Annotated in this window: 17 protein-coding genes; 12 read left to right on the plus strand and 5 right to left on the minus strand. The window is 70.7% G+C overall.

What is annotated here, in order from left to right; genetic code table 11:
* The first annotated feature begins 240 nt into the window (after positions 1-240).
* A complete protein-coding gene (locus tag GTY96_RS07925; protein WP_143899490.1) occupies positions 241-1,743 on the plus strand; it encodes a zinc metalloprotease in 1,503 nt (500 codons plus the stop codon).
* Between the two features lie 101 nt (positions 1,744-1,844).
* Entirely contained in the window at positions 1,845-2,870 is a 1,026-nt protein-coding gene (locus GTY96_RS07930) for a prephenate dehydrogenase/arogenate dehydrogenase family protein (RefSeq protein WP_161664356.1), read from the plus strand.
* A 9-nt stretch (positions 2,871-2,879) separates the two neighbouring features.
* Here GTY96_RS07930 and GTY96_RS07935 read toward each other — a convergent pair whose 3' ends face one another.
* On the minus strand, positions 2,880-4,217 hold the full coding sequence (locus GTY96_RS07935) for an alpha/beta hydrolase family protein (protein WP_161664357.1): 1,338 nt from the start codon (positions 4,215-4,217) through the stop codon (positions 2,880-2,882).
* Between the two features lie 76 nt (positions 4,218-4,293).
* Entirely contained in the window at positions 4,294-5,070 is a 777-nt protein-coding gene (locus GTY96_RS07940; protein ID WP_161664358.1) for a class I SAM-dependent methyltransferase, read from the minus strand.
* Positions 5,071-5,171: 101 nt separating this feature from the next.
* Between GTY96_RS07940 and GTY96_RS07945 the strand changes: the two genes are divergently transcribed.
* From GTY96_RS07945 to GTY96_RS07960, 4 genes are all read left to right on the plus strand, one after another.
* Positions 5,172-6,488 carry a citrate synthase family protein gene (locus GTY96_RS07945; RefSeq protein ID WP_161664359.1) on the plus strand — a complete coding sequence of 439 codons (1,317 nt, stop codon included), beginning with the start codon at positions 5,172-5,174 and terminating at the stop codon, positions 6,486-6,488.
* Positions 6,489-6,567: 79 nt separating this feature from the next.
* Positions 6,568-7,149, plus strand: a complete 582-nt coding sequence (locus GTY96_RS07950) for a hypothetical protein (protein ID WP_143899495.1) — start codon at positions 6,568-6,570, stop codon at positions 7,147-7,149.
* Between the two features lie 166 nt (positions 7,150-7,315).
* Positions 7,316-7,867: a hypothetical protein gene (locus GTY96_RS07955; protein ID WP_161664360.1), complete on the plus strand. Its 552-nt coding sequence runs from the start codon at positions 7,316-7,318 to the stop codon at positions 7,865-7,867.
* Positions 7,868-7,922: 55 nt separating this feature from the next.
* The gene (locus tag GTY96_RS07960; protein WP_161664361.1) at positions 7,923-10,640 is read left to right on the plus strand and encodes a PQQ-dependent sugar dehydrogenase; all 2,718 of its coding nucleotides are present in this window, start codon (positions 7,923-7,925) and stop codon (positions 10,638-10,640) included.
* A gap of 94 nt (positions 10,641-10,734) precedes the next feature.
* Here GTY96_RS07960 and GTY96_RS07965 read toward each other — a convergent pair whose 3' ends face one another.
* On the minus strand, positions 10,735-11,805 hold the full coding sequence (locus tag GTY96_RS07965; protein WP_161664362.1) for a hypothetical protein: 1,071 nt from the start codon (positions 11,803-11,805) through the stop codon (positions 10,735-10,737).
* A 610-nt stretch (positions 11,806-12,415) separates the two neighbouring features.
* On the opposite strand from GTY96_RS07965, the gene GTY96_RS07970 reads away from it, so the two are divergent.
* Positions 12,416-13,753 carry a hypothetical protein gene (locus GTY96_RS07970; RefSeq protein ID WP_161664363.1) on the plus strand — a complete coding sequence of 446 codons (1,338 nt, stop codon included), beginning with the start codon at positions 12,416-12,418 and terminating at the stop codon, positions 13,751-13,753.
* 33 nt (positions 13,754-13,786) lie between these two features.
* Here GTY96_RS07970 and GTY96_RS07975 read toward each other — a convergent pair whose 3' ends face one another.
* Together GTY96_RS07975 and GTY96_RS07980 are read right to left on the minus strand one after the other, a co-directional pair.
* Entirely contained in the window at positions 13,787-14,302 is a 516-nt protein-coding gene (locus tag GTY96_RS07975) for a GNAT family N-acetyltransferase (protein WP_143899500.1), read from the minus strand.
* Positions 14,299-15,423, minus strand: coding sequence for an alpha/beta fold hydrolase (locus GTY96_RS07980; protein ID WP_186001822.1), 1,125 nt, complete (start codon positions 15,421-15,423; stop codon positions 14,299-14,301). Before GTY96_RS07980 ends, GTY96_RS07975 begins: the two co-directional genes overlap by 4 nt.
* Positions 15,424-15,728: 305 nt before the next feature.
* On the opposite strand from GTY96_RS07980, the gene GTY96_RS07985 reads away from it, so the two are divergent.
* From GTY96_RS07985 to GTY96_RS08005, 5 genes are all read left to right on the plus strand, one after another.
* Positions 15,729-16,580, plus strand: a complete 852-nt coding sequence (locus GTY96_RS07985) for a hypothetical protein (RefSeq protein WP_235685445.1) — start codon at positions 15,729-15,731, stop codon at positions 16,578-16,580.
* 202 nt (positions 16,581-16,782) lie between these two features.
* Entirely contained in the window at positions 16,783-17,520 is a 738-nt protein-coding gene (locus tag GTY96_RS07990; RefSeq protein WP_143899501.1) for a dienelactone hydrolase family protein, read from the plus strand.
* 63 nt (positions 17,521-17,583) lie between these two features.
* Positions 17,584-18,861 carry an MFS transporter gene (locus GTY96_RS07995; RefSeq protein ID WP_161664364.1) on the plus strand — a complete coding sequence of 426 codons (1,278 nt, stop codon included), beginning with the start codon at positions 17,584-17,586 and terminating at the stop codon, positions 18,859-18,861.
* 66 nt (positions 18,862-18,927) lie between these two features.
* Positions 18,928-20,328 (plus strand): hypothetical protein, encoded by a 1,401-nt coding sequence (locus GTY96_RS08000; RefSeq protein ID WP_161664365.1) that lies wholly within the window; start codon positions 18,928-18,930, stop codon positions 20,326-20,328.
* Positions 20,329-20,397: 69 nt separating this feature from the next.
* On the plus strand, positions 20,398-20,928 hold the full coding sequence (locus GTY96_RS08005) for a hypothetical protein (protein WP_235685446.1): 531 nt from the start codon (positions 20,398-20,400) through the stop codon (positions 20,926-20,928).
* Positions 20,929-20,932: the final 4 nt, after the last annotated feature.

A 20,932-nucleotide genomic window follows, 5' to 3' on the forward strand; every position in this document is an offset into this window, starting at 1 on the left:
TCCGCCTGCTCAAATATCGAGCAGAACCTCGTGACGGGGGGCGAGGCGCACGTCCGCCGCCGGCGCGAAAGCGCTCAGGGTCGGCAGGGCATGGATGGAGACGGGCCTCATGATGCCTTAGAGGTAAAACACGGACCCCTTCGTGTCAATCCAGGCTCGCGAAAAGAATATTCGCGGCCCCCGGCGTAAAGGTCGCGGTTGGCTCGAGATGCCAACCCCTGACTCCTCCGAGGGGGATGTATGTCCACGTTTCACAAGAGCCTGCTGACGGCCACCATGGCACTCGTCGGCTTGAACGGATGTGTCTACGGTTACGTCTACGACGCGTCTTCGGGCAGCGCCGTGCAGGACGTGACGGTGACCGTTGCTTCCGGCGTCTGCTCCGGCAACGGCTGCGGCAGCAACCCCACGTTCCAGAAGACGGAATCGTCGGGCCTCTACGTCTTCGACGCGTACGGCAACCACAACGGCGCGGACCACGTGCAGATCGTCATGCCCGCCGCCGGCGAGGAGGCGCTCCGGCTCGTCTACACCCGCGCGGGCTACCGCACCGTGACCGTCTACCACCGGCCCAAGTACGAGACGGTCACGCAGGACGGGACCGACTACAGCGTCTCCAACGTGCAGCCCGTCTACCTGTGCGCCACCAACGCCGTGGACTCGGACGGCGACGGCATCTGCGACGCGGCGGAGGCCCGCTACGGCACCAACCCGTACAGCGCGGACACGGACGGCGACCGCATCAGCGACTACGCGGAGCTGTACGGCTACGGCGGCGTGGACCTGCGCTACTACGGCGTGGATCCGCGCAAGAAGGACGTCCTGGTGGAGGTGGACTACTACGCCGACCGCAAGCCCACCCAGGCCGCGCTGGACCGCGTGACGACGGCCTTCGCCAACGCGCCGGTGAGCAACCCCAACGGCACCACGGGCATCAACCTGCACCTGGTGCTGGACTCGCAGATCGCCGCCGCGGACGCGATCGCCAACCTGGACACCGCGTGGCAGGGCGTGGACACCCTCAAGAGCAAGTACTTCCCGGCCCGCCGGGCGCCCTTCTTCCACTACGCCCTCTTCGCCAACACCTACGGCACGACGAGCTCCAGCGGCCTGTCGCGCGGCATCCCCGGCCATGACCTCATCGTGACCCTGGGCGCCTGGAGCCCGGCGGGCGGCACGGAGCTGCAGCAGGCCGGCACCCTCATGCACGAGCTGGGGCACAACATCGGCCTGCGGCATGGCGGCAACGACGACAGCAACTACAAGCCCAACTACCTGAGCCAGATGAACTACGAGTACCAGATGTACGGCCTGCGGGTGGACGGCGTGGACAACGTGCTGGACTACTCGCGCGTGCGCGTCGCCTCCATCAGCGAGTCCTCCATCAACGAGGTCTCCGCCTTCGCGCCCGTCTCCCCCACCACGGAGGCGGACCTGGCCCACATCGGCGTGCGCATCAATGGCATCCAGGTCAGCGGCACCGCGAGCGCCAACCTGGACTTCAACAACAACGGCGTCATCCAGTCCGTGTCCTACGCCAAGGACCTCAACCACGACTCGGACACCCTGGACACCTTCCCCGCGTCGCAGAACGACTGGCTGGCGCTCGTGTATGACGGCGCCTCGCAGATCGGCGACCCCTGGCTGGGCGTGTCCCAGGGCCTGAGCCGCGCGCAGCCGTTCTTCGTCATCCCGGAGAAGACCGACGCCTGCCTCACCGCGGAAGCCTTCCGCGCCCGGTAGTCCGCCGCCGCCCACCCTGGAAGGTCACGTGCCGCCGGGCGCCCCGCATGGGGAGCCCGGCGGTCGTGTCCCGTCCGGCGGCGCCGCGTAGACTGGGCGGCATGCCGCAAGTCGCACTCGTCGGATACGGACGTTTCGGTCGGGCCCTGGGAACGCTGCTCGAGGCAGCGGAGCTGGGCTACCGCGCCATGGACCCGGTGGCCGAACCGCCGGAGCCGCTCCGCGCGCGCTCGGTGCCGGAGCTGCTGGAGGGCGCGGAGCTGGTGGTGGTGGCGGTGCCGGTGCCTCGGATGCGCGAGGTGCTGCTCACGCTGCGACCGCACCTCACGCCGCGCCACCTGGTGCTGGACGTGGGCAGCGTCAAGGTGAAGCCCGTGGAGGCGCTGACGGAGGTGCTGGGGGCCCAGGTGCCCTGGGTCGGGACGCATCCCCTCTTCGGGCCCTTGAGCCTCGCGATGGCGGAGCGGCCCATGCGCGTCGTGCTCTGCCCCAACCCGCTGCATCCGGACGCGGCCCCGCGCGCGCGGCGCTTCTACGAGGCGCTGGGGTGCGAGGTCATCGAACAGACGCCGGAGGGACACGACCGGGTGATGGCCCGGACGCACGCGCTCACGTTCTTCGTGGCCAAGGGGATGGTGGACTCCGGCTCCGCGGTGGACGTGCCCTTCGCGCCCGCGAGCTTCAAGGCGCTCTCGCGCACCATCGAGACGGTGCGCATGGACGCGGGGCACCTCTTCAACGCCATCCAACAGGAGAACCCCTTCGCGACCGAGGCGCGCGGGCGGTTGCTCGCGGCGCTCCAGGCCATCCACCGCGACCTGGAAGTCCTTCCCTCCGGAGTCCAGGCGCGGGAGGCGGCGGGGCTCTCAGCCCCTGGGCTGGAGCCGGGCCCCCCGGAGGTCCGCGAGCCGCGCGAGCACATCGACCAGCTGGACCGGGAGCTGGTGGAGCTGCTCGCCCGCCGCGCGGAGCTGGCCCGTCGCCAGCGCCGCGCCCAGCCTCCCGGTAACGAGCCGGCGCGCAAGGAGGCGCTGCTCGCCGTGCGCCGCGCTTGGGCCCGGGAGCTGGGCCTGGAGCCCCAGGAGGTGGAGGCCCTCTTCCGCGTCGTGCTTGACGCCCGGGGCTGAGGCGGGACGTCAGATGGCGTCGTCCAGCCAGTCGAACATCCGGTGGTTGGCGACGGCCTGCGCCCCTTCCTGGCAGTGCAGCAGGCCCGTGTCCTCCGCGGTGAAGAGCAGGTAGTCCTTGGGGCAGCTCAGCGAGTCGAAGAGCAGCCGGGCCTGTCCCTGGGAGAACGCCTCCGCGGTGCCGTCCATCACCAGCGTCCGGCAGTGGATGCGGTGGACGACGGGCTCGTTGTTGAACTCGCGCAGCTTGAAGAGCAGGTCCGAAGGCGAGCTCGCGCCGTGCTTGCACATCGAGTCCTTCATGTACCAGCGATACAGGAACACCTGCGACATCAGCTGGGCCATGGCCGCGTCGAAGGCCCGGGGGTCGCTCTCCAGCAGCGGCATCACGTCCGGGAAGTAGGTGTTGAACTGCTCGAAGGAGGACTGGCCCCAGTTCAGGACGCCGGGATTGGGGATGAGGATCTTGATGCGCCGCTCGAACGCCGCGGCGCGGGGCACCAGCGCGCCCCCCATGCTCCATCCCAGGAGCGCGATGCGCCGCGAGTCCACTCCCGCGATGCACACGGCGAAGTCCACCACCGGCCGGATGACGTTCTCCCAGTCTGGACGGAAGGGCAGCCCCTGCTCGCGGATGGCCATGCCCTGCCCGGGCGCGTGCACGAGGAGGCAGTGGTAGCCCCGCGCGAGGGCCGCGTCCACGACGTACTTGGACTCCTCCGGCCACGCGTCGCGCCCCTGCTGGAAGATGAGCAGCGGCGCGAGGGTCCGGGCGCTCGGCGAGCGGAAGAAGTAGCCGGGCAGCGTCGTCCGCTCATAGGGGATGCGCACCGGCGTCCCTGGGATCCGGAGCAGCGTCAGGGCCTTGTTGTACGCATCCACCGCCTTGCGCCCGGTGGCCACCACGCTCGGGTGGGTGGGCTCGGGGTGGTGGATGAGGGCGGCGCGGTAGTAGTTGGCGGCGCGCAGATAGGCATTGCCGGCGCTGAGGGTGTGACGCTTGGCCAGGCTCGCGTCGCCCATGGTGCGGATGCGGTCGGCGGTGTGGACCCACTCGTTGGGCCAGCTCCAGTCATCCCCCGGGACGACGCGCCGCGCGGTGTCCAGCACCTCGCTGATGTCCGCCTGGGCGCTGTAGGTCGCGGCCAGGAAGTGGAGGAGCTGGCTCTCCATGATGGGGTCCTCCATCAATCCCAGCTCATACCAGGGCGTGGGCGCCGCAGCGGAGGCGGAGGCCCCGGACGGGGGCTGGGCCGCGAGGGAAGGAGCGCCCCGGAGGAGCGCGAGCCCCCCGGTGAGCCCAAGGCTGGCTTGGATGAGGGAGCGACGGTCCAATGAGATGCCCATGGTCTGTGACCTCCAGCGAAACAAGTGGCTGGAGGATCGAACACCGGGCGTCTCCGCATCTGTCACTCGCCGCGCGTCACCGCGTGGCCAGGAGGGCGAAGACGCGGTGGGGGACGGCGAGGGGCGCTCGCGGGAAGCGGTCCGCCAGGAGCTTCGCGTGCGCGACATCGAAGCGGGCGGCCTCGTCGCTGGAGAGCACCGGGCCCACCTTGGCGCTGGCGCGCACCCGCCCCATCCACGCCTCATGCGAGTAGTGAACGACCGTGTCGAAGGTGAAGGACTCCAGGCCGGTGAAGCCCGCGGTGGCCACGTCGATGAACCAGCGCGGGTAGACGCCCGCATCGTTCCCGAAGCTGACGTACGGCGCGACCTGTGAGGGATTGAACGTGTCGATGAGCGTGTGAACCACCTCCACGACGTTGCCCGGCAATGGCAGCCAGTCGAAGTGCGCGATGACCAGTCGCCCGCCGGGTGCCAGCACGCGGAGGGCCTCGCGGGCCGCGGCGGCCCGGTCGAACCAATGCCAGCACGTCCCAGCGGTCACGAGCCCGAAGGCGCTGGAGGGCAACCCCGTCTCCTCCGCGGGCGCCACCCGGAAGTCGATGGACAGCCCCTCCTCGGTGGCGAGCCGCCGGGCGGACTCCAGCATGGGCGCGGAGACATCGAGCGCGGTGACATGGCCCCCGCGCTTCGCCAGGCCCCGGGCGAGCGTGCCCGTGCCCGCGCCCAGGTCGAGGACCTGCTGGCCGGAATGGAAGACGCCCTCGCGAAGCAGCCGCTCGAAGAAGGCGTCCGGGAAGCCCGCGCGGTGCCGGGCGTAGTCCTCCGACGTGCGTCCAAAGTCCACGTGCATGGAATGTCCTCCGTGTTCGACCCTCCCCGCCCTGGAGCAAAGACACGTCGACAGCGGATCCGGCCTGCGTCGACACTCCGCAGCCAGGAGGTGGGTGGAGCATGGATAGACGCCGGGGTGGACGCTCTCAATCTCGATTCGACCATCGACCTGAGCGGGAAGAAGCCCTGGTCTCGGCGAGCGAGGCTGCGGCGCTGCTCGGGGTGAAGCGCACGACGCTGTACACGTACGTCAGCCGCGGCTGGGTGAGGTGCGTGCCGGTGCGGGGGACGAAGGAGAATCGCTACGCGCGCGCGGACCTGGAGCGGCTGAAGGCACGCCATGACGCCAGGGCGGGACACGCGGCGGTGGCGGCGGGGGCGCTGCGGTGGGGAGAGCCGGTCATCGACTCCGCCGTGTCGCGCGTGGAGGCGCGGGGGCTGGCGTACCGGGGACGCCAGCCCGCGGTGGCGCTGGCCACCGAGGGCCGGTCCTTCGAGGACGTGGCGGAGCTGCTGTGGTCGGGCGTTTTGCCGGAGCCCCGGGGAACGGCGTGGCGCGCGCCGCGCATGCCCTTCGCCCCCTCCGCGCTGGCGGCGCTGCTGCCCCGAGGGACACCACCTGCGGAGGTGCTGTCGACGCTGGTGTCGCTCCTGGGCGCACGGGATGCGCTGCGCGTCGCGGCGCCGCGTGAACAAGAGCTGGCGCGGGCCCGGGGGCTGCTGCGGCACCTGGCGGCGTGGGTGTGCGTGGCGCGAGCCCCCGGACGGGTGACGCGCGCGCTCCAGGAGAAGACGGTGGCGGACTCCCTGGCACGCGCGTGGGCCGCCAGGTCGCCCCGCGCGCCCGCGTTGCTGAACCAGGCGCTGGTGCTCTGCGCGGACCACGAGCTGAACGTGTCGACGTTCGCGGCGAGGGTGACGGCCTCCTCTGGCGCGGACCTGTACGCGTGCATTGGCGCCGCGATGGCGGCGCTCTCAGGACCGAAGCACGGCGGCGCGTGTGACCGCGTGGAGGCGCTCCTCGCGGAGGTCCAAAGGCCCGCGCGGGCGAAGGAGGTGGTCGCCGAGTATCTGCGCCAGGGCGGGTCCGTGCCGGGCTTCGGACACCGGCTGTATCCCGGAGGGGATCCACGCACGCCCCCGCTCATCCAGGCCGCGCGGGAAGTCCGCCCGGAGGCGCCGGGGGTGCGCGTGGCGCACGCGGTGGTGGAGGTGATGCGCGAGGCGGGACATCCAGCGCCTTCGATGGAGGTCGGGCTGGTGATGCTCGCGGAGGCGTTGGGCTTGCCGAAGGGCGCCGCGTCCACGGTGTTCGCGGTGGGGCGCTCGGCGGGCTGGGTGGCGCACGTGCTGGAGCAGCGAGAGCAGGGCCATCTGCTGCGTCCCAGGGCCCGCTACGTCGGCCCCCCTGCTTCGGACGCTGCGACAGCGGATTGAATTCGCGGCTGGGGGATTCAGGGTGGACGTGACGCTGTTGGTGGACCCCATGCGCCTCGTCAACCTTAGGAGCCAACGAATGAAGAAGACCGCCCTGCTGACCTGCCTGCTCGGACTGCTGGGAGCCGCCCTGCCGGCCAGCGCGGCCGAACTCAAGGATGTGTTCGGCAAGGAAGTCCCCATCGGGCAGGGCCGCCCGACCCTCGTGCTGTACGCCAACAAGGGCACCCGGGACGAGCTGCGCCAGCGCGCCTACCAGTTCATCTATGACGTGCGCGCCCAGCGCCCCATCGTCGTCGTCCACGTGGACCTGCGCGACGTTCCGGGCCTCTTCAAGGGCATGGCTCGCGGGGAGATCCGCAAGGGCCACGACGAATCGCTCAACGCCATGAAGGACCTGTTCCGTGAGAAGGGCGAGGCCCCGCCTCCGGAGCTGGACTCGTCCCTCTACATGGTGGCGGACTCCAAGGGGGAACCCCACGAGTCCATGGGACTCAAGAAGGGGTTCGACCGCGTCTTCGCCCAGGTGCTCGACAACTCCGGGCAGGAGGTCGCACGGGGCCCCTTGTCGGACGGCACCCGGAGGTTCAGCCAGGCCCTGACGGCGCCCACCGCCACCGGGGTCGCGTCCCGACTCCCCGTCGCGTCGCGGGTCCGCTGACGTCACGGGACGTGCAGCCTCGCGGTGATGGCATTCGCCGTGCGGGGTCGAAGCGATGACGCCCCCTGCCCATGAACCGCCTGGCGTCACCGGGCTCCAAGGCGCGAGGGTGAAAGGCCTCAGGCTATCCTGACGCCTCCTCGCTCCCACCTGGAGTCCCAGCCCCATGCACACCGAATCCCCGCGTGCTTCCCGCATCTCGAAGGCCGCGACGCTCCTCCGCGCTCCGGTGCTGCTTGCCGTGGGCATGATGACGATGGGCAGCGGCATGGGAAATCCGGGCTGTGGCAGCGGAAGCAGCGGTGAACCCGCGCCCTCGGTCTGTGAGAGCGGCTGCGCGATTGAAGGCAGCTACACGCTCCAGTTCGCGGACACCTCGCCCCCTGGTGGGGGCTGCGAGGCATTGGGCTTGAAGCTGCCCACGGGGCCGCTCGTGCTGACGTACGCGGACACGCGGGTCGGAACGACGCTGGGCGGCGCCGACCTGTCGGGCTTCTATTACGGCGAGCCCGGACTGGAGCTCCACCTCTCCGGAACCCAGGAGCTCACCGCGACGACCTGGTCCTCCACCAGCATCCAGGCCACCGTGCTGGCACCCGCGCCCCAGACGGCCACCGCCCCCTCCACGCTCCAGGGCACCTACGAGCTCCAGACCGCCACCACCGAGGCGAGCAGTCCGGGCTGCTTCATCCGCCGAAATTTCACGGCGACACGGTAGCGATTCTTCCGGTGTTGGACGCGGGTCCAACACCGTGTGCGGTAGCGTCGCGGCCATGCGAACCCACCCCTTGGCCGCCCTGCTGCTCCTGCTGCTGAGTCCCCCCGTCTGGGCCACGGTGCCCGCTGGCTTCACGGAGACGAACTACTCATCCAGCAGCCTGACGCCGGCCACCGGCATGGCGTGGGCGCCGGATGGTTCGGGGCGCCTGTTCGTCACGCTCAAGAACGGCGTGGTGCGCACCGTGGCCATGAAGGATGGCGCCCTGGAGACACAGCCGGGCAACACCACGCTGGTGACCCGGCTGTTCGCGACGGAGCCGGCCGTCCACACCAACAGCGAGTGTGGCCTCATCGGCATCGCGTTCGACCCGAACTACGTGGTCAACCGCTACGTCTACTTCTTCGTCACCGTCTCCGCGACCGAGCAGCGCATCGTCCGGTACACGGACGCCAACGGCACGGGCACGGCGCGCACGGAGGTCGTCACCCAGCTGCCCACCGCGGGCAACAACCACGACGGCGGCGGGATCGGCTTCGGGGCGGACGGAAAGCTCTACTGGTCCATTGGCGACCTGGGCAACGGCACGGGCGTGAACGCCGACCTGACGTCGCTGGCGGCCAAGGTGAGCCGCGCCAACCTGGACGGCACGCCTGTCAATGACAACCCCTTCAACGACGGCGTGGGCCCCAACAACGAGTACATCTGGGCGCGCGGCTTCCGCAATCCGTTCACCTTCACGTTCCATCCCCGCACCGGCAGGCTGTGGGTCAACAGCGTGGGCACGGGCTACGAGCAGGTCTTCGCCGTGAACAGGGGCGAACACGCGGGCTACAACGCCTACGAGAACAACCAGCCCGCCAACTTCATCACGCCCCTCATCAAGTACCGCACCAACGGCGTGGACACGCGCAACCTCACCGCCACGGGCGCGGTGCGCAGCGGCGGCGTCACCACCTTCACCACCACGGGGGCGCACGGCTTCCGCAAGGGTGAGCGGATCAACATCAGCGGCGTGGGGGAGCCCAGCTTCAACGGCGGCCTCTACGTCGCCAGCGCCGCGGTCGCGCCCACCACCACCACCTTCACCGTGGCCCAGCCGGGCCTGCCGGACGCGAGCAGCGGCGGAGGCACCGCGACGACCCAGGCGCTGGGGGGCTCCATCACCGGCGGCACCTTCTACGACGCCACCCTCTTCCCACCGGAGTACCGCGGCAACTACTTCTTCGGTGACTACAACTCCGGGCAGGTGACGCGCGCCACGCTGGCGGCGGATGACTCGGTGGCGACGGTGGATGCGTGGGGGACGGCCTTCTCCGCGAACGTGGACATGGCGGTGGGGCCGGACGGAGCGCTCTATTCGCTCGGGTACACCAACGGCGTCATCCGCCGGGTGACTCCCACGGCGAGCGGGCAGAAGCTGGTCGTGTCCGGGCTCCACCTGCGGGTGATGGAGGGAGGCCGCGCGGCCTTCTTCGTGCGGCTGGCCCAGGCGCCCACCGGCCCCGTGACGGTGCGGGTGGCTCGCGCGATGGGCGGCTCCGAGGACCTGAGCGTCGCCAGCGGCGCCACCCTCACCTTCTCTCAGTCGAGCTGGAGCGTGCCCCAGGTCGTCACGATCGAGGCGGCGGAGGACGCGGACGCCGAAGCGGACGTCGCCACCTTCACGGTGTCGGCGGACGGGCTGGCGGATGAGGCCGTGGAGGTCACCACCATCGACAACAACGCCCCCCGGCTGGTGCTGTCCACCACCCGCGTCTCCGTGCCCGAGGGCGGCACCGCGACCTTCGACGTGTCCCTGTCCCAGCGGCCCAGCTCCAACGTCACCGTCACCGTGGCGCGCACCCAGGGCGACGAGGACATCACCGTGGAGTCCGGCGCCACGCTCAGCTTCACGACGTCCAACTGGAGCACGCCGAAGACCGTCACGCTGCGCGCCGCGCAGGACGCGGACAACGTGGACGGCGTCGCCATCCTCACCCTCGCCATCCCCGGGCTGGACGCGCGCTCCGTGGAGGCCACGGAGGTGGACGACGACCCGCTCGCGCCTGTCATCTCCTCCACGCCCGTCACCACCGCCGTCGCGGGCGCCCCCTATCGCTACGACGTGGAGGCGGTGGGCCGGCCGGCGCCCACCTACTCGCTGACGGGCACCGTGCCGCGGGGGATGGGCATCGACGCGGCCACCGGGCTCATCACCTGGACCCCCACCGCGGCGGGCACCGTGGACGTGCGCGTGCGGGTGACCAACGGCGTGAATCCAGACGCGGAGCAGACCTTCACCCTCACCACGAAGGCGGACGAAGCGCCGCAGGCGATCCTCACGCGGCCCACCTCGGGCGAGCGCGTGTCGGGCAGCACGGCGGAGTTCTTCGGCGACTGCGTGGACGACGTGGGCTGCACGCGCGCCGAGTTCTACGTGGACGGCACGCTGGAATACACGGACATCCGGTCGGACAACCACTTCCACTTCGGCGGAGAGCACGGCCGCTGGGACACCACCGGCCTCTCGCCGGGCCCGCACGCCCTGCGGTTCGTCGTGGTGGACACGGCCGGAGTCCCTTCTGAAGCGCGGGTGACGGTGTGCGTTGGCGACGGCAGCTGCGAACCGGCTCAGCCGGACGGCGGCAGTGACGGCGGCACCGACGGCGGCACGACCCCGCCTCCGCCCGACGACTCTGGCTGCGGCTGCGGCGCGGCCCCGGTGGCACCGCTCGCATGGCTGGCGCTCGTGGCGCTGGCGGCCCGGCGACGTCGTCCGCGCGCGGGTTGATTCGCGGCCGTGAAATGAACCGGGAGTGCCTCCGTCGCTGGACGCCCTCCCGGATGTCACAATCCCTCGCGCCGTTCGAGCCTCGGCGGCCGGCTCAGCCCAGGGTCGTGACCAGGTTCAGCGGCCCGGCGGGGACGCCGATGTCGTGGCCTGCGGGGTCGTCCGAGGGCGTCTGCCAGGCATTGGCCTCCGTCACTCGGACGCCATTGGCCTCGTTCGTGATGGACATCTTGCCGTTGTGGCCCGCGGGGCTGATCTGGCTGGTGTCGTAGCCGCTCCAACCCGTGCCGGCGTTCGCGAACGTCGCCTCGCCCCAGGTCTGGCCGGAGTTGGCGCCGGCGTTCGCCGAGCCGTCCTTCGACACGCTCCACGCCACGCTGCTGTTGGTGTCGAACGCCACCAGCTGCGACTGGCCGGGCTGGAGCGTGAACGTCTTCGGCGTGCTCTTGTCGAAGTTCTGCCCGTCGTTCGGGCCCCCGTTCTCGCCCGTCTTGTTCCAGAGCGTGACGGTCTGCGGCTCGCTCGTGTTGTTGGTGAAGGTGTTCGTGTACTTGAACTGGCTCTTCTGGCCCGGGTCGATGAGCTGCATGTTGCTGTTGTAGGGCGTGCCCACGTTGTTGCGGGCCAGCCAGGGCTCGCTCGGGTTCACCTGCTCGGTGGACCCGGCGGAGGGCGGGCCGAAGCCCGGGCCCGCGTCACTGTCGTAGGTGGGGTGTGCCGCGTCGCTCGCGCCGCTGGCCGCGCTGGAAGCAGGAGCGGAGCTCTGCGCCTTGGGCGCGCCGAAGAACGAGTCGGCCTCCGGGCTCGCCGGGGCCGCGCCACCCGAGGCGCTCCCCACGCTGGGCGTCGCGTCCTGCGTCTCACCGCCCAGGTCGGCGGCCGGACCTCCCGGCGTCTGCGTCCCCAGGGACTGCAGCAACTGCACGAGCTCGCCCAGCTGCTCCACCACCTGAGACATCGTCTTCTCGAAGCCGCCGGAAGCGCCGCCCAGCGCGCTGGGCCCCGACTCGAAGGAGTCGGTCATCAGCTTCCGCCGCACGTCGTTCTGGGGCTGCGCCGCCGAGATGCTCGCCACGTCCTGGACCGGCGTCGAGACCGGCTTGATGCGGGAGGTGTTCGAGAGGGGGCTGGAGAAGGACGAGCGGTTGAAGGACGCGATGGACATTTCAGACTCCGGGAGGCCGAGGAGTGGGGGCGGGCCAGGGAAGAGAACCGGGGCCGCCGATGTGCTGCACGCCTGGACCTAGAGCAGGGCGCGTGCCAGCGCCCCGAGCCCGCCGCGGCGACCGTCCGGGCACGTCACCACCTTGAAAATCAGGCACTTGGGTCGCCACGCCGGTCACTCGGCGCGACGTGGCGCGATGACGGTATTCACCACCTGATGACTCGGGTCACCAGGGCGCGCATGCGCCCCGAACGTGAGCCGCCCGGGCCGGACGGGGCCGCCCTGCGCCCATGAGCTTGGCCTGGCCCGCGCCACGAGCGGCTTCTCGAGCACGCCCCTGAAGTGGCGCGCCAGCACGGGTTGAGGGCCCGGGCCATCAACCCCATCGCGGGCCGCCCCCCACCCGCGTCGAGGACTTCACCCGCGAGGCAGTACCCGACACCGCCCGGACGCGGAGGGTGGATGCACATGAGAGGGATTGCCTCGCGCGCCGCCGTTGCCCACGAAGCAACACGCTGTAGCCGGTGAAACAACACACATCCGCATTGTCACGCATGGATTGAAACAGCGATGGTTCAGGTGAGGCCCCACCCACCTGGAGACGGATTCCATGCGCGCTTCGCTCCGACACCCTGCCCTGCTGTTGTTGCTGACTGCCTTCGCCCTGCCAGGGTGCTCGTCGGAGTCCAACCCGGCGCCCGACGACACGCCGGACTCGGGCGTGGTGGACACCGGCTGTCCCACGCCCACGGGCGCGACCGTCACGCACCAGGGCACCATCTCCGCGCCGGAGACCTGGAGCGCCAACAGCCCCCACGCCGTCTCGTCGCTGAACGTGAACGCCGCCGTGACCGTGGAGCCTTGCACCCTCGTGAGCCTGGGCAGCTCGGCCAGCATCCAGGTGAACAGCGGGGGTGCGTTCATCACCCAGGGCACGCAGGCGCGGCCGGTGCGCCTCCAGGCCGCGGACTCCAGCCGGCCGTGGGGCCAGCTGCTGGTCGCCGAGGGCAGCACCGTGCGCCTGTCGTGGACGACGTTGTCGGGAGGTGGAGACCCGTCCTCCGCGGACGCCACCGTGCGCGTGCGCGCGGGCGCGGACCTCCCCGGTGCCCGGCCCCTGTTCGTGGATCACGTCACCATCGAGGACTCGGCCGGCCCCGGCGTCGTCATCAACGGCACCGCCGGGTTCGCGGACGGCTCCAACGCGCTGACCATCACCCGCTCGGGGAGCGAGTCGAAGCCCCAGCCGCTGCGCATCAACCCCAACGCGCTGGGCACGCTGCCCTCGGGCACCTACACAGGCAACCGCGAGGACGCCATCCTCGTGGGCCCCGGCATCGCATCCGCCACCCTCTCCTATCTGGGCGGCAACGCGACGGTGCGCGACCTCGGGGTGCCGTACCACGTGACGGACCTCACCGTGGGCAACCACGACCTGGGCGCGACCCTGACCCTGGAAGCCGGCGCCGAGCTGCGCTTCGATCCCGGCAGCCGGCTGCTCGTCTATGACGGGAAGAGCGCGCTCATCGCCGCCGGCACGCAGGCCCGGCCGGTGGTCTTCACCTCCGCGAAGGCCGCGCCGGCCGCCGGGGACTGGGCCGGACTGCGCTTCGATGGCACGAACCCCGCCAACCGGCTGGAGAACATCCGCGTGCGCTACGCGGGCGGCCCCTGCCTGTGCTCCAGCTACGGCTGCAACTACCTGCCGCCCTCGTTCGACGTGAGCTCCGCCATCCTCCTCTTCAAGGAGCCCGCCACGGCGTTCATCACCGGGGCCTCCATCGAGGACAGCGCGGGCCACGGCATCCTGCGCGGCTGGGACGGCTCGGCCGCCGTGGACTTCCTGGCGACGAACACCTTCGCGCGCATCGCCGAGTGCACGCAGACGCTGCCCCGCGACGCCTCGGGCCGTTGCCCCAGCGACCCACCCTGCCCTCGCGCGCCGTGAGGCGGCGCATCCCGGAGTGACCTCCGGCCCCCGCTACGGGACGAGGCGCTTGTAGAAGAGGACCGTGGGGTGCAGCTCGCCGTCGGTGTGCCGGGCCCAGTCCGGAATCTCCCCGGCGCGCTGCCACTGGAAGTGCCGGTAGATGGCCTCCGCCCGCGAACCCGCCAACGTGTCGAGCACCAGGAGCGTGCGACCCGCGCTCCTCGCGAACGCCTCCACCTCGTGCAGCAGCCGCGACGCGAGCCCCTGTCCCCGGGCACTCGAGTGCACGAGCAGCTTCTGGAGCTCCGCGCGGTGCAGCCCGTTCGGGCGCAGGCTCGGCGCCAGCTGCACGGTGCCGACGATGCGCCCGTCCAGCTCCGCGACCCAGAGCACCAGCCCCGGCCCCAGCGACGCGAAGATGCCCTGCCAGTACTCCGCCGCGGCCTCCAGCGAGAGCGGCGGCAGGAAGCCCACCGACGCGCCCCCCTCCACCGAGTCGATGAGCAGCCGGGCCAGCGCGTGCCGCTCCTCGGGGGTCGCCTGTTCCAGTCTCCGGATGGAAATCATTTCGAGCCCGAAGCCTCCTTCACGGGCCGCGCGGCGGGAGTCGTCCGGGCGCCGGTGAAGCGCAGGACCTCGTCCAGCAGGAGGCGGCGCCCCCGCTCCGGACGCTCCAGGTGGACGAAGTGCGTCGCGCCCGGGAGCACCACGGCCTTCACACTGGCCGCGTGGACCAGGTGCTCCTGGAGGCGGGTGACGTCCTCGGGCCGGCTCCAGAAGTCGTTCTCCGCGCGGAGGATGAGCACGCGCCCGGAGATGGAGGCCGCGTCCCAGAGCTGCCGCCCCGTGGCCAGATAGAAGCTGTCCTCCAGCGCGCCGGAGGGCGCACGGAAGGCGGCCGGCGTGCGCGAGAGCCCCAGGGGGTCGCTCGCGAGCGCCTCCCGCTGGAACGCCGCGGCCACCTCTGGATCGCGCGCCTTCGCCTTGTCTTCTTCCGGCGGCAGCGTCTGGTCCCAGACGGCCATCAGCGAGGCCCCCGTGTTCCAGCGGTAGGCGCCCAGGCCCTCCGCGTTGAACAGCCCCGGCCGCTTCGGATCCTCGAAGTCAGTGCCCCGCCCGAGCCTCGGATGCACCGCGCTCCCCGCGTACAGCGCGTTGAGCATCACGAGGTGGCTCACGTTGTCCGGGTGGAGGCTCGCGTACATCCCCGCCCAGTGCCCACCAGTGGCCCACCCCAGCAGCCCGACGCGGCGCTGCCCCGTGCGCGCCTTCACCCAGCCCACCACCGCGTTCACGTCCTGCACGACCTCGTGCGACCCCACCAGGGGCCGGCCCTTCGCGGGCGTGCTCATGGCCAGCGGCCGGGTGGAGCCGCCATAGCCCCGTGCGTCCATGATGTAGACGGCGTGCCCCGCGCGCGCGAGCTCCTCCGCGAGCGAACCGCCCTCGACGGGCAGGTCGAAGGAGGCCCGTCCTGGGACGCGCGCGCCGTGCAGGAGGATGAGGGGCGCGAGCCCCGACACCTGCATCCCGGTGTCCTTCACCTCGCGCACGGACACCTCGATGCCCTCTTCCGACGGCACCAGGAACTCCGCCCGCGTCACCTCCGCCCATGCGCCGCCCCCGAGCAGCGCGCTCAGCAGCAGCAGCGTCCGGACGGCGCTCGCGCCCTCGCGATGGATGTGCACCTCGACCTCCTCCTTGGAAACGCCCGCGTCCGATCCTGCCAGGAGCCGGGCGCTGACACACCTTCCATCCGGCGGCGCCAGCCCCGTCCACGGCAATGATTGCCATCCATGCAAGGCCTGCAGTCCGCGAGCGCCGGGGACCAGCAAGTCTTGCCGTCCTCGCGCGCGGCCCCCAGGGAGGAGGGGCTGGCACCTTCGTTGCTCTAGCGACGGGACGCTCCCCGATGGCGATAGGCCCGGAGCAGGACCCAGCGGGCCATGACGCAGCGCTGGCGTTGCATCCCACGAATGAACGGAGAAGTGACATGCGGATGGTTCGATTCACCCGGAAGCTGTTCCTGGCGGTGCCCCTGGGCCTCTTCGCGGTGGGGTGTGGTGGCGATCCGATGATGGACGCGGGCACCGGCACCGGCGAGGACCCGACCCCGTCGGCCGCGGAGGACACGTCGCTCGCGTCGAGCGAGCAGGCCATCGGACTGGGAGGGACCTACTGGTGGGGCACCACCAGCAACGGCTTCACCTCCACGTCCATCGGGACCGCCACGGGCCGGACCTGCTTCCTCTCCGGCATCCAGGGAAACCTGAAGCCGGCCACCGCTGGCAGCTGGTCCAGCGCGGGCGTGTTCCTGTACGGCGGGAGTTGGGAGATGTTCGTCAGCCACAACAACAGCAAGGCGCTGAGCACGGGCATCCAGTGCCTCAGCACCGCCACCAACCGGACGCCGGAAGTCTCCTGGTACCAGGGTCAGGCGGCGAAGCTCCTGGGCGCGGTCACCTCGCAGCGCCGCTGCTTCCTCACCCAGGTGGAGGCCGCGGGCGGCCTCACGGCCAACGCCGACTTTGTCCGCGTCTGGAATGACGGCCTCAACTGGTACCTGGGTGGCAACATGGCCGCGGCCGGTGGCGGCACGGCGGTGTGCGTGGACGTGGCCACGGATCAGGGCGGCTGGCTGTGGATCGCCGGCAACCCGGGCGGCTTCACGGCGAACCTGGCCTACAACCCCGGCGGCGTGGCCTGTCTGCTGTCTGGCATCGGCGGCAACTTCAGCACCAGCGACTTCAGCGACGGCGTGTCCATCGACTACAACAGCGGCACCCGCTACTGGGAGATGACGGTCACCAACGGCAAGCGCGGCTGGGGCAACTGCGTCAATTAGTCCGCGTCACGTGAAGCACGGAAGGCCGGGCGCCCGCGGAGGGCGGCCCGGCCTTCTTCCTGGACCGTGGAGAGTGTTCGCTCATGAGGGGCACGAGGACTCCTCGCTCGAAAGGGATGGCGGAGGTCCACCGCGTGTGGTGTCACCCTGCCCCGGGGCGGAAGGCTCCGCCCGACACCCGGACACGGAGGTCCGCCAGGACATGCAAGACGTCGACATCAAGACCGCGGATGGAGTGATGGACGCGAAGCTGTTCCAGCCAGAGGGCGCGGGGCCCTGGCCGGCGGTCATCATGCTGGCGGATGCCTTTGGCATCCGGCCCGCCTTCGAGTCCATGGCGCGGCGCCTGTCGAAGGCGGGGTACGTCGTGCTCTTGCCCAACGTCTTCTACCGGGACGGGCACACGTCGAAGCTCGACCTCGACGGCTCCTTCGCGGATGAGACGTTCCGCAAGCGCATCTACGGGCTGATTGGCGCGCTGACGCCGGAGCGGCAGAAGCTGGATGCTGGAGCGGAGCTGGACTTCCTCTCCCGCCAGCCCTTCGTGAAGGGCCCGAAGGCAGGCGTCGCGGGCTACTGCTTCAGCGGTGGCATCGCGGTGCGCATGGCCGCGGACTTCCCGGAGCGCATCGGCGCGGCGGCGTCCTCGCACGGGGGGCGCCTGGCCACGGAGTCGCCGGACAGCCCCCACCGGAGGGTGGGAGAGGTGAAGGGCGAGCTGTACTTCGGCCACGCCGACAAGGACGACTCGATGCCCGCCCAGGCCATCCAGACCCTGGAGGCCGCGCTGAAGGACGCGGGCGTCAAGCATGTGTCGGAGCTGTACCCCGGCGCGCGCCACGGCTACTCCGTGGAGGGTTCGGCCGCTTTCAACGCGGAGGCCGCGGAGACGCACTGGCGCAGGTTGCAGGAGCTGTTCGGCCGGACGCTGCGCGCCTGAGCACGGCGCGGGCTTCCACTTCCAGGCATCGCCGTGGGGGGAGTTCAGGCTAGAAGTCCCCCCATGCGGCAGCGGTTGCGCTCCATCTTCGGCGGCTCGGTCGGCAACCTCATCGAGTGGTACGACTTCTACGTCTATTCGGCGTTCTCGCTGTACTTCGCCCAGGCGTTCTTTCCGGACGCGGATCCCGTCGTGCGGCAGCTCAACACCGCAGGCGTCTTCGCGCTCGGCTTCCTCATCCGCCCCGTGGGCGGGTGGGTGATGGGGCTCTACGCGGACCAGCGCGGCCGCCGGTCCGCGCTGACGCTGTCCGTCTCGCTGATGTGCCTGGGGTCGCTGGTCATCGCCGTGTGTCCCACCTACGCGCGCATCGGGGTCCTGGCGCCCGCCGTGTTGATGCTCGCGCGGCTGCTCCAGGGGCTCTCCCTGGGCGGGGAGTACGGCACCAGCGCCACCTATCTCAGCGAGGTGGCCACCTCCCGGCACCGGGGCTTCTACAGCTCCTTCCAGTACGTCACGCTCATCCTGGGACAGCTGCTGGCGACGCTGACGCTGCTGGTGTTGCAGCGGCTGGTGCTGACGGGCCCGCAGCTGGAGGCCTGGGGCTGGCGCATCCCGTTTGGCATTGGCGCGGGGCTGGCCATCTTCGGCTTCTACATGCGGCGCGACATGGTGGAGACGGAGGCCTTCACCCGCGAGGCCGCGAAGGCGTCACGGCACCACCCCATGCGCGAGCTCTTGCGCCACCCCAAGGAGATCGCCGTCGTGGTGGGCCTCACGCTGGGCGGGACCCTGGCCTTCTACACATACACCGTCTACATGCAGAAGTTCCTGGTGAACTCGGTGGGGCTGACGCGCGACGAGGCCACGCTCATCTCCGCCAGCTCCCTGTTCCTCTACATGCTGTTGCAGCCGGCGTTCGGGGCGCTCTCCGACAAGGTCGGACGCAGGCCCGTGCTGATGGGGTTCGGCGTGATGGGCACGCTGTGCACCGTGCCGCTGCTCACCGCGCTGACGCGGACGCGGGACGCCTTCACCGCCTTCCTGCTGGTGCTCGCGGCCCTGGTCATCCTCTCCGGCTACACGTCCATCAACGCGGTGGTGAAGGCGGAGCTGTTCCCCGCGCGCATCCGCGCCCTGGGCGTGGGGCTGCCCTACGCGCTGACCGTGTCGCTCTTCGGCGGCACCGCGGAGTACGTGGGCACGCGCCTGAAGCTGGCCGGGCACGAGGAATGGTTCTTCTGGTACGTGACGGGCGGCATCTTCTGCTCGCTGCTCGTCTACGCGCTCATGCCGGACACGCAGCGTCACAGCCGCATCGACGAGACGCAAGCGGCCTGAAAACTAGTTGCGCGAACGGGCGTCGCCGGCGGGCCATTTCCGGGATGTGTTAGACGCGCCCGCGCCATGACCTCTCCGTTGCTGACACTCCCGCTGTTGCTCTGCCTGGGCCAGGTCTCCGAGCCCACCTCCATCAACTCCGCACTCCAGGCGCGGCTGTCCTTCTTCGCCAGCGACCAGGATGTCGACACCGAGGGCTCCACCACGTCCTTCCATGCGGCGCTGGAGGGCCATACGCCAGAGCTCGCGTCGGGCCTGCGCGCGGAGGCGGCGCTGTCGCTCTTCCTCTCCAACGGCGGCAACAGCCAGACGTTCGGGCTGGTGGACAATGGCAGCACCCTGAGCCTGCGCTACCGGCCTTCCAGCTGGGAGTCCCAGGAGGGCGTCGTCCTCGCGGTCCATCCGCTCAGCACGACCCGGCTGTACATGGGCTTCACCTACCCGGTGACCTGGGAGCGGAAGGCCTTCTCCAACCGCGCCAGCACCGAGTCCGCGCTGGAGCTGCGCCTGTCACGCCGGCGGTGGGAGGCCTTCGCGGCGCTCAAGTCCGCGGAGGTGCTCGACAGCCTGCGGCTGGAGACCTCCCGCCGCTACGCCCTGCTCGCGGGAGGCTTCGTGGACGTCACCCCCGAGCTGCGGCTGGCATTGAAGGGCACCGTGCTGAACCGGGGTCAGGTTCCCGGCGTGGGAACCCTGGGCATCGAGATGCACGTTCCCGTGCGCGGCGCCTCGCTGGGGGGTGCGTGGCACCACGGCGTGCCCGTCGGGAACAACGTCGACCTGGCGCTCTACACGGGCGACCCGACCTTCTTCGAGCGGTTCTTCGTCCCGGAGACCTACCCGGGCGGCTTCGGCGCGTCGGTGTCGCTGGAGGGGAGCCTCGTGTCGCAGGGGCTCCAGGACCCCGAAGCATCCACGTTCCAGCCCAAGACCCAGACCTCGACAGCGGGGGCGCTGGAGGGACGGGTGAAGCAGGGCTTCTGGCGGGCACACGCGCTGGTCTACCTCCGGACGCCCGGCTTTATCCAGGCGGACGTCCCCGGCATCCCTCCCTTCCAGGCGTTCAGGAGCAGCGCGGACACCCAGCCAGAGGTGTCAGGCACGCTGAGCAGTGACTACCACATTCAGGACTGGGGGCTGACGCCCGGGCTGCTGCTGCGGTTCACCCGCCCCGCCTCGTTCCGCCAGTCGGTGCTCGGAGTGCCGGCGCCCGACTGGACCACGGTGCTCCTGGGGCCCAACCAGCTCTCCATCCTGCCCGAGGGCGCGGAGCCCAAGACGGCGGTGACGGTGAAGGCCACCGCCCGCTGGGACCTGGGAGCGGTGGCGGGAGTCCTCGCGGAGGCGTCGTTCACCCATGATCCGAACCGGGCGACCTTCGAGAATGACGAGACGGGCGTGTCCAGGCCCGTCCTGCGACCCGCCAACGCGGTGGGCTTCAGCGTTCTGCTCCAGGCCCGCTTCTGACGCCCGGAGTCAGGACGGGGGCATTGGCGTCTCCCAGGCGCCGGGTGCGAGGATGCCGCCCTGCCCACCATGAGCACCGCCCCCACTCCTTCCATCTCCGGGGACGTCCGTCCCGAAAGCTCCCCCACCGCCAGCGCGCCGCCCACCGTCCTTCCCGCCGCGCGGCGGATGGCCCACGCCGCTGCATGGCTCATGCTGGTGGGGCTGCTCACGGGGGGCTACGTGTCCGCCGCGATGACGGGCAAGGTGCCCGCGGATCCAGGGATGGCGCTCGCGGCGCACCTGAACGCGCTGATGGGCACCTTCTTCCTCCTGGGCGTCGCGTGGACACTGCCCATGCTGCGCTACGGCGCCGTGGGGCAGCAGCGGCTGGCCTGGGCGGTCATCGTCGCCAACTACGCCAACTGGGCCATCACCTGCGTGAAGGCCTGGCTGCGCGTGTCGGGCGTGGACCTCATCGGACAGGCCACCAATGACGCCGTGTTCATCGCGCTCACCGTCGCCGTGGTGCTGCCCGCGCTCGGGGCCGCCGGCGCCTGGGTGTATGGCTTTCGCGGGGGCGGCGGGCCTTCACCCTCCGGTCGGCATCATCTTCCATGATGCG

Origin of the sequence: Corallococcus silvisoli (genome assembly GCF_009909145.1) — a bacterium.
GTDB lineage: Bacteria > Myxococcota > Myxococcia > Myxococcales > Myxococcaceae > Corallococcus > Corallococcus silvisoli.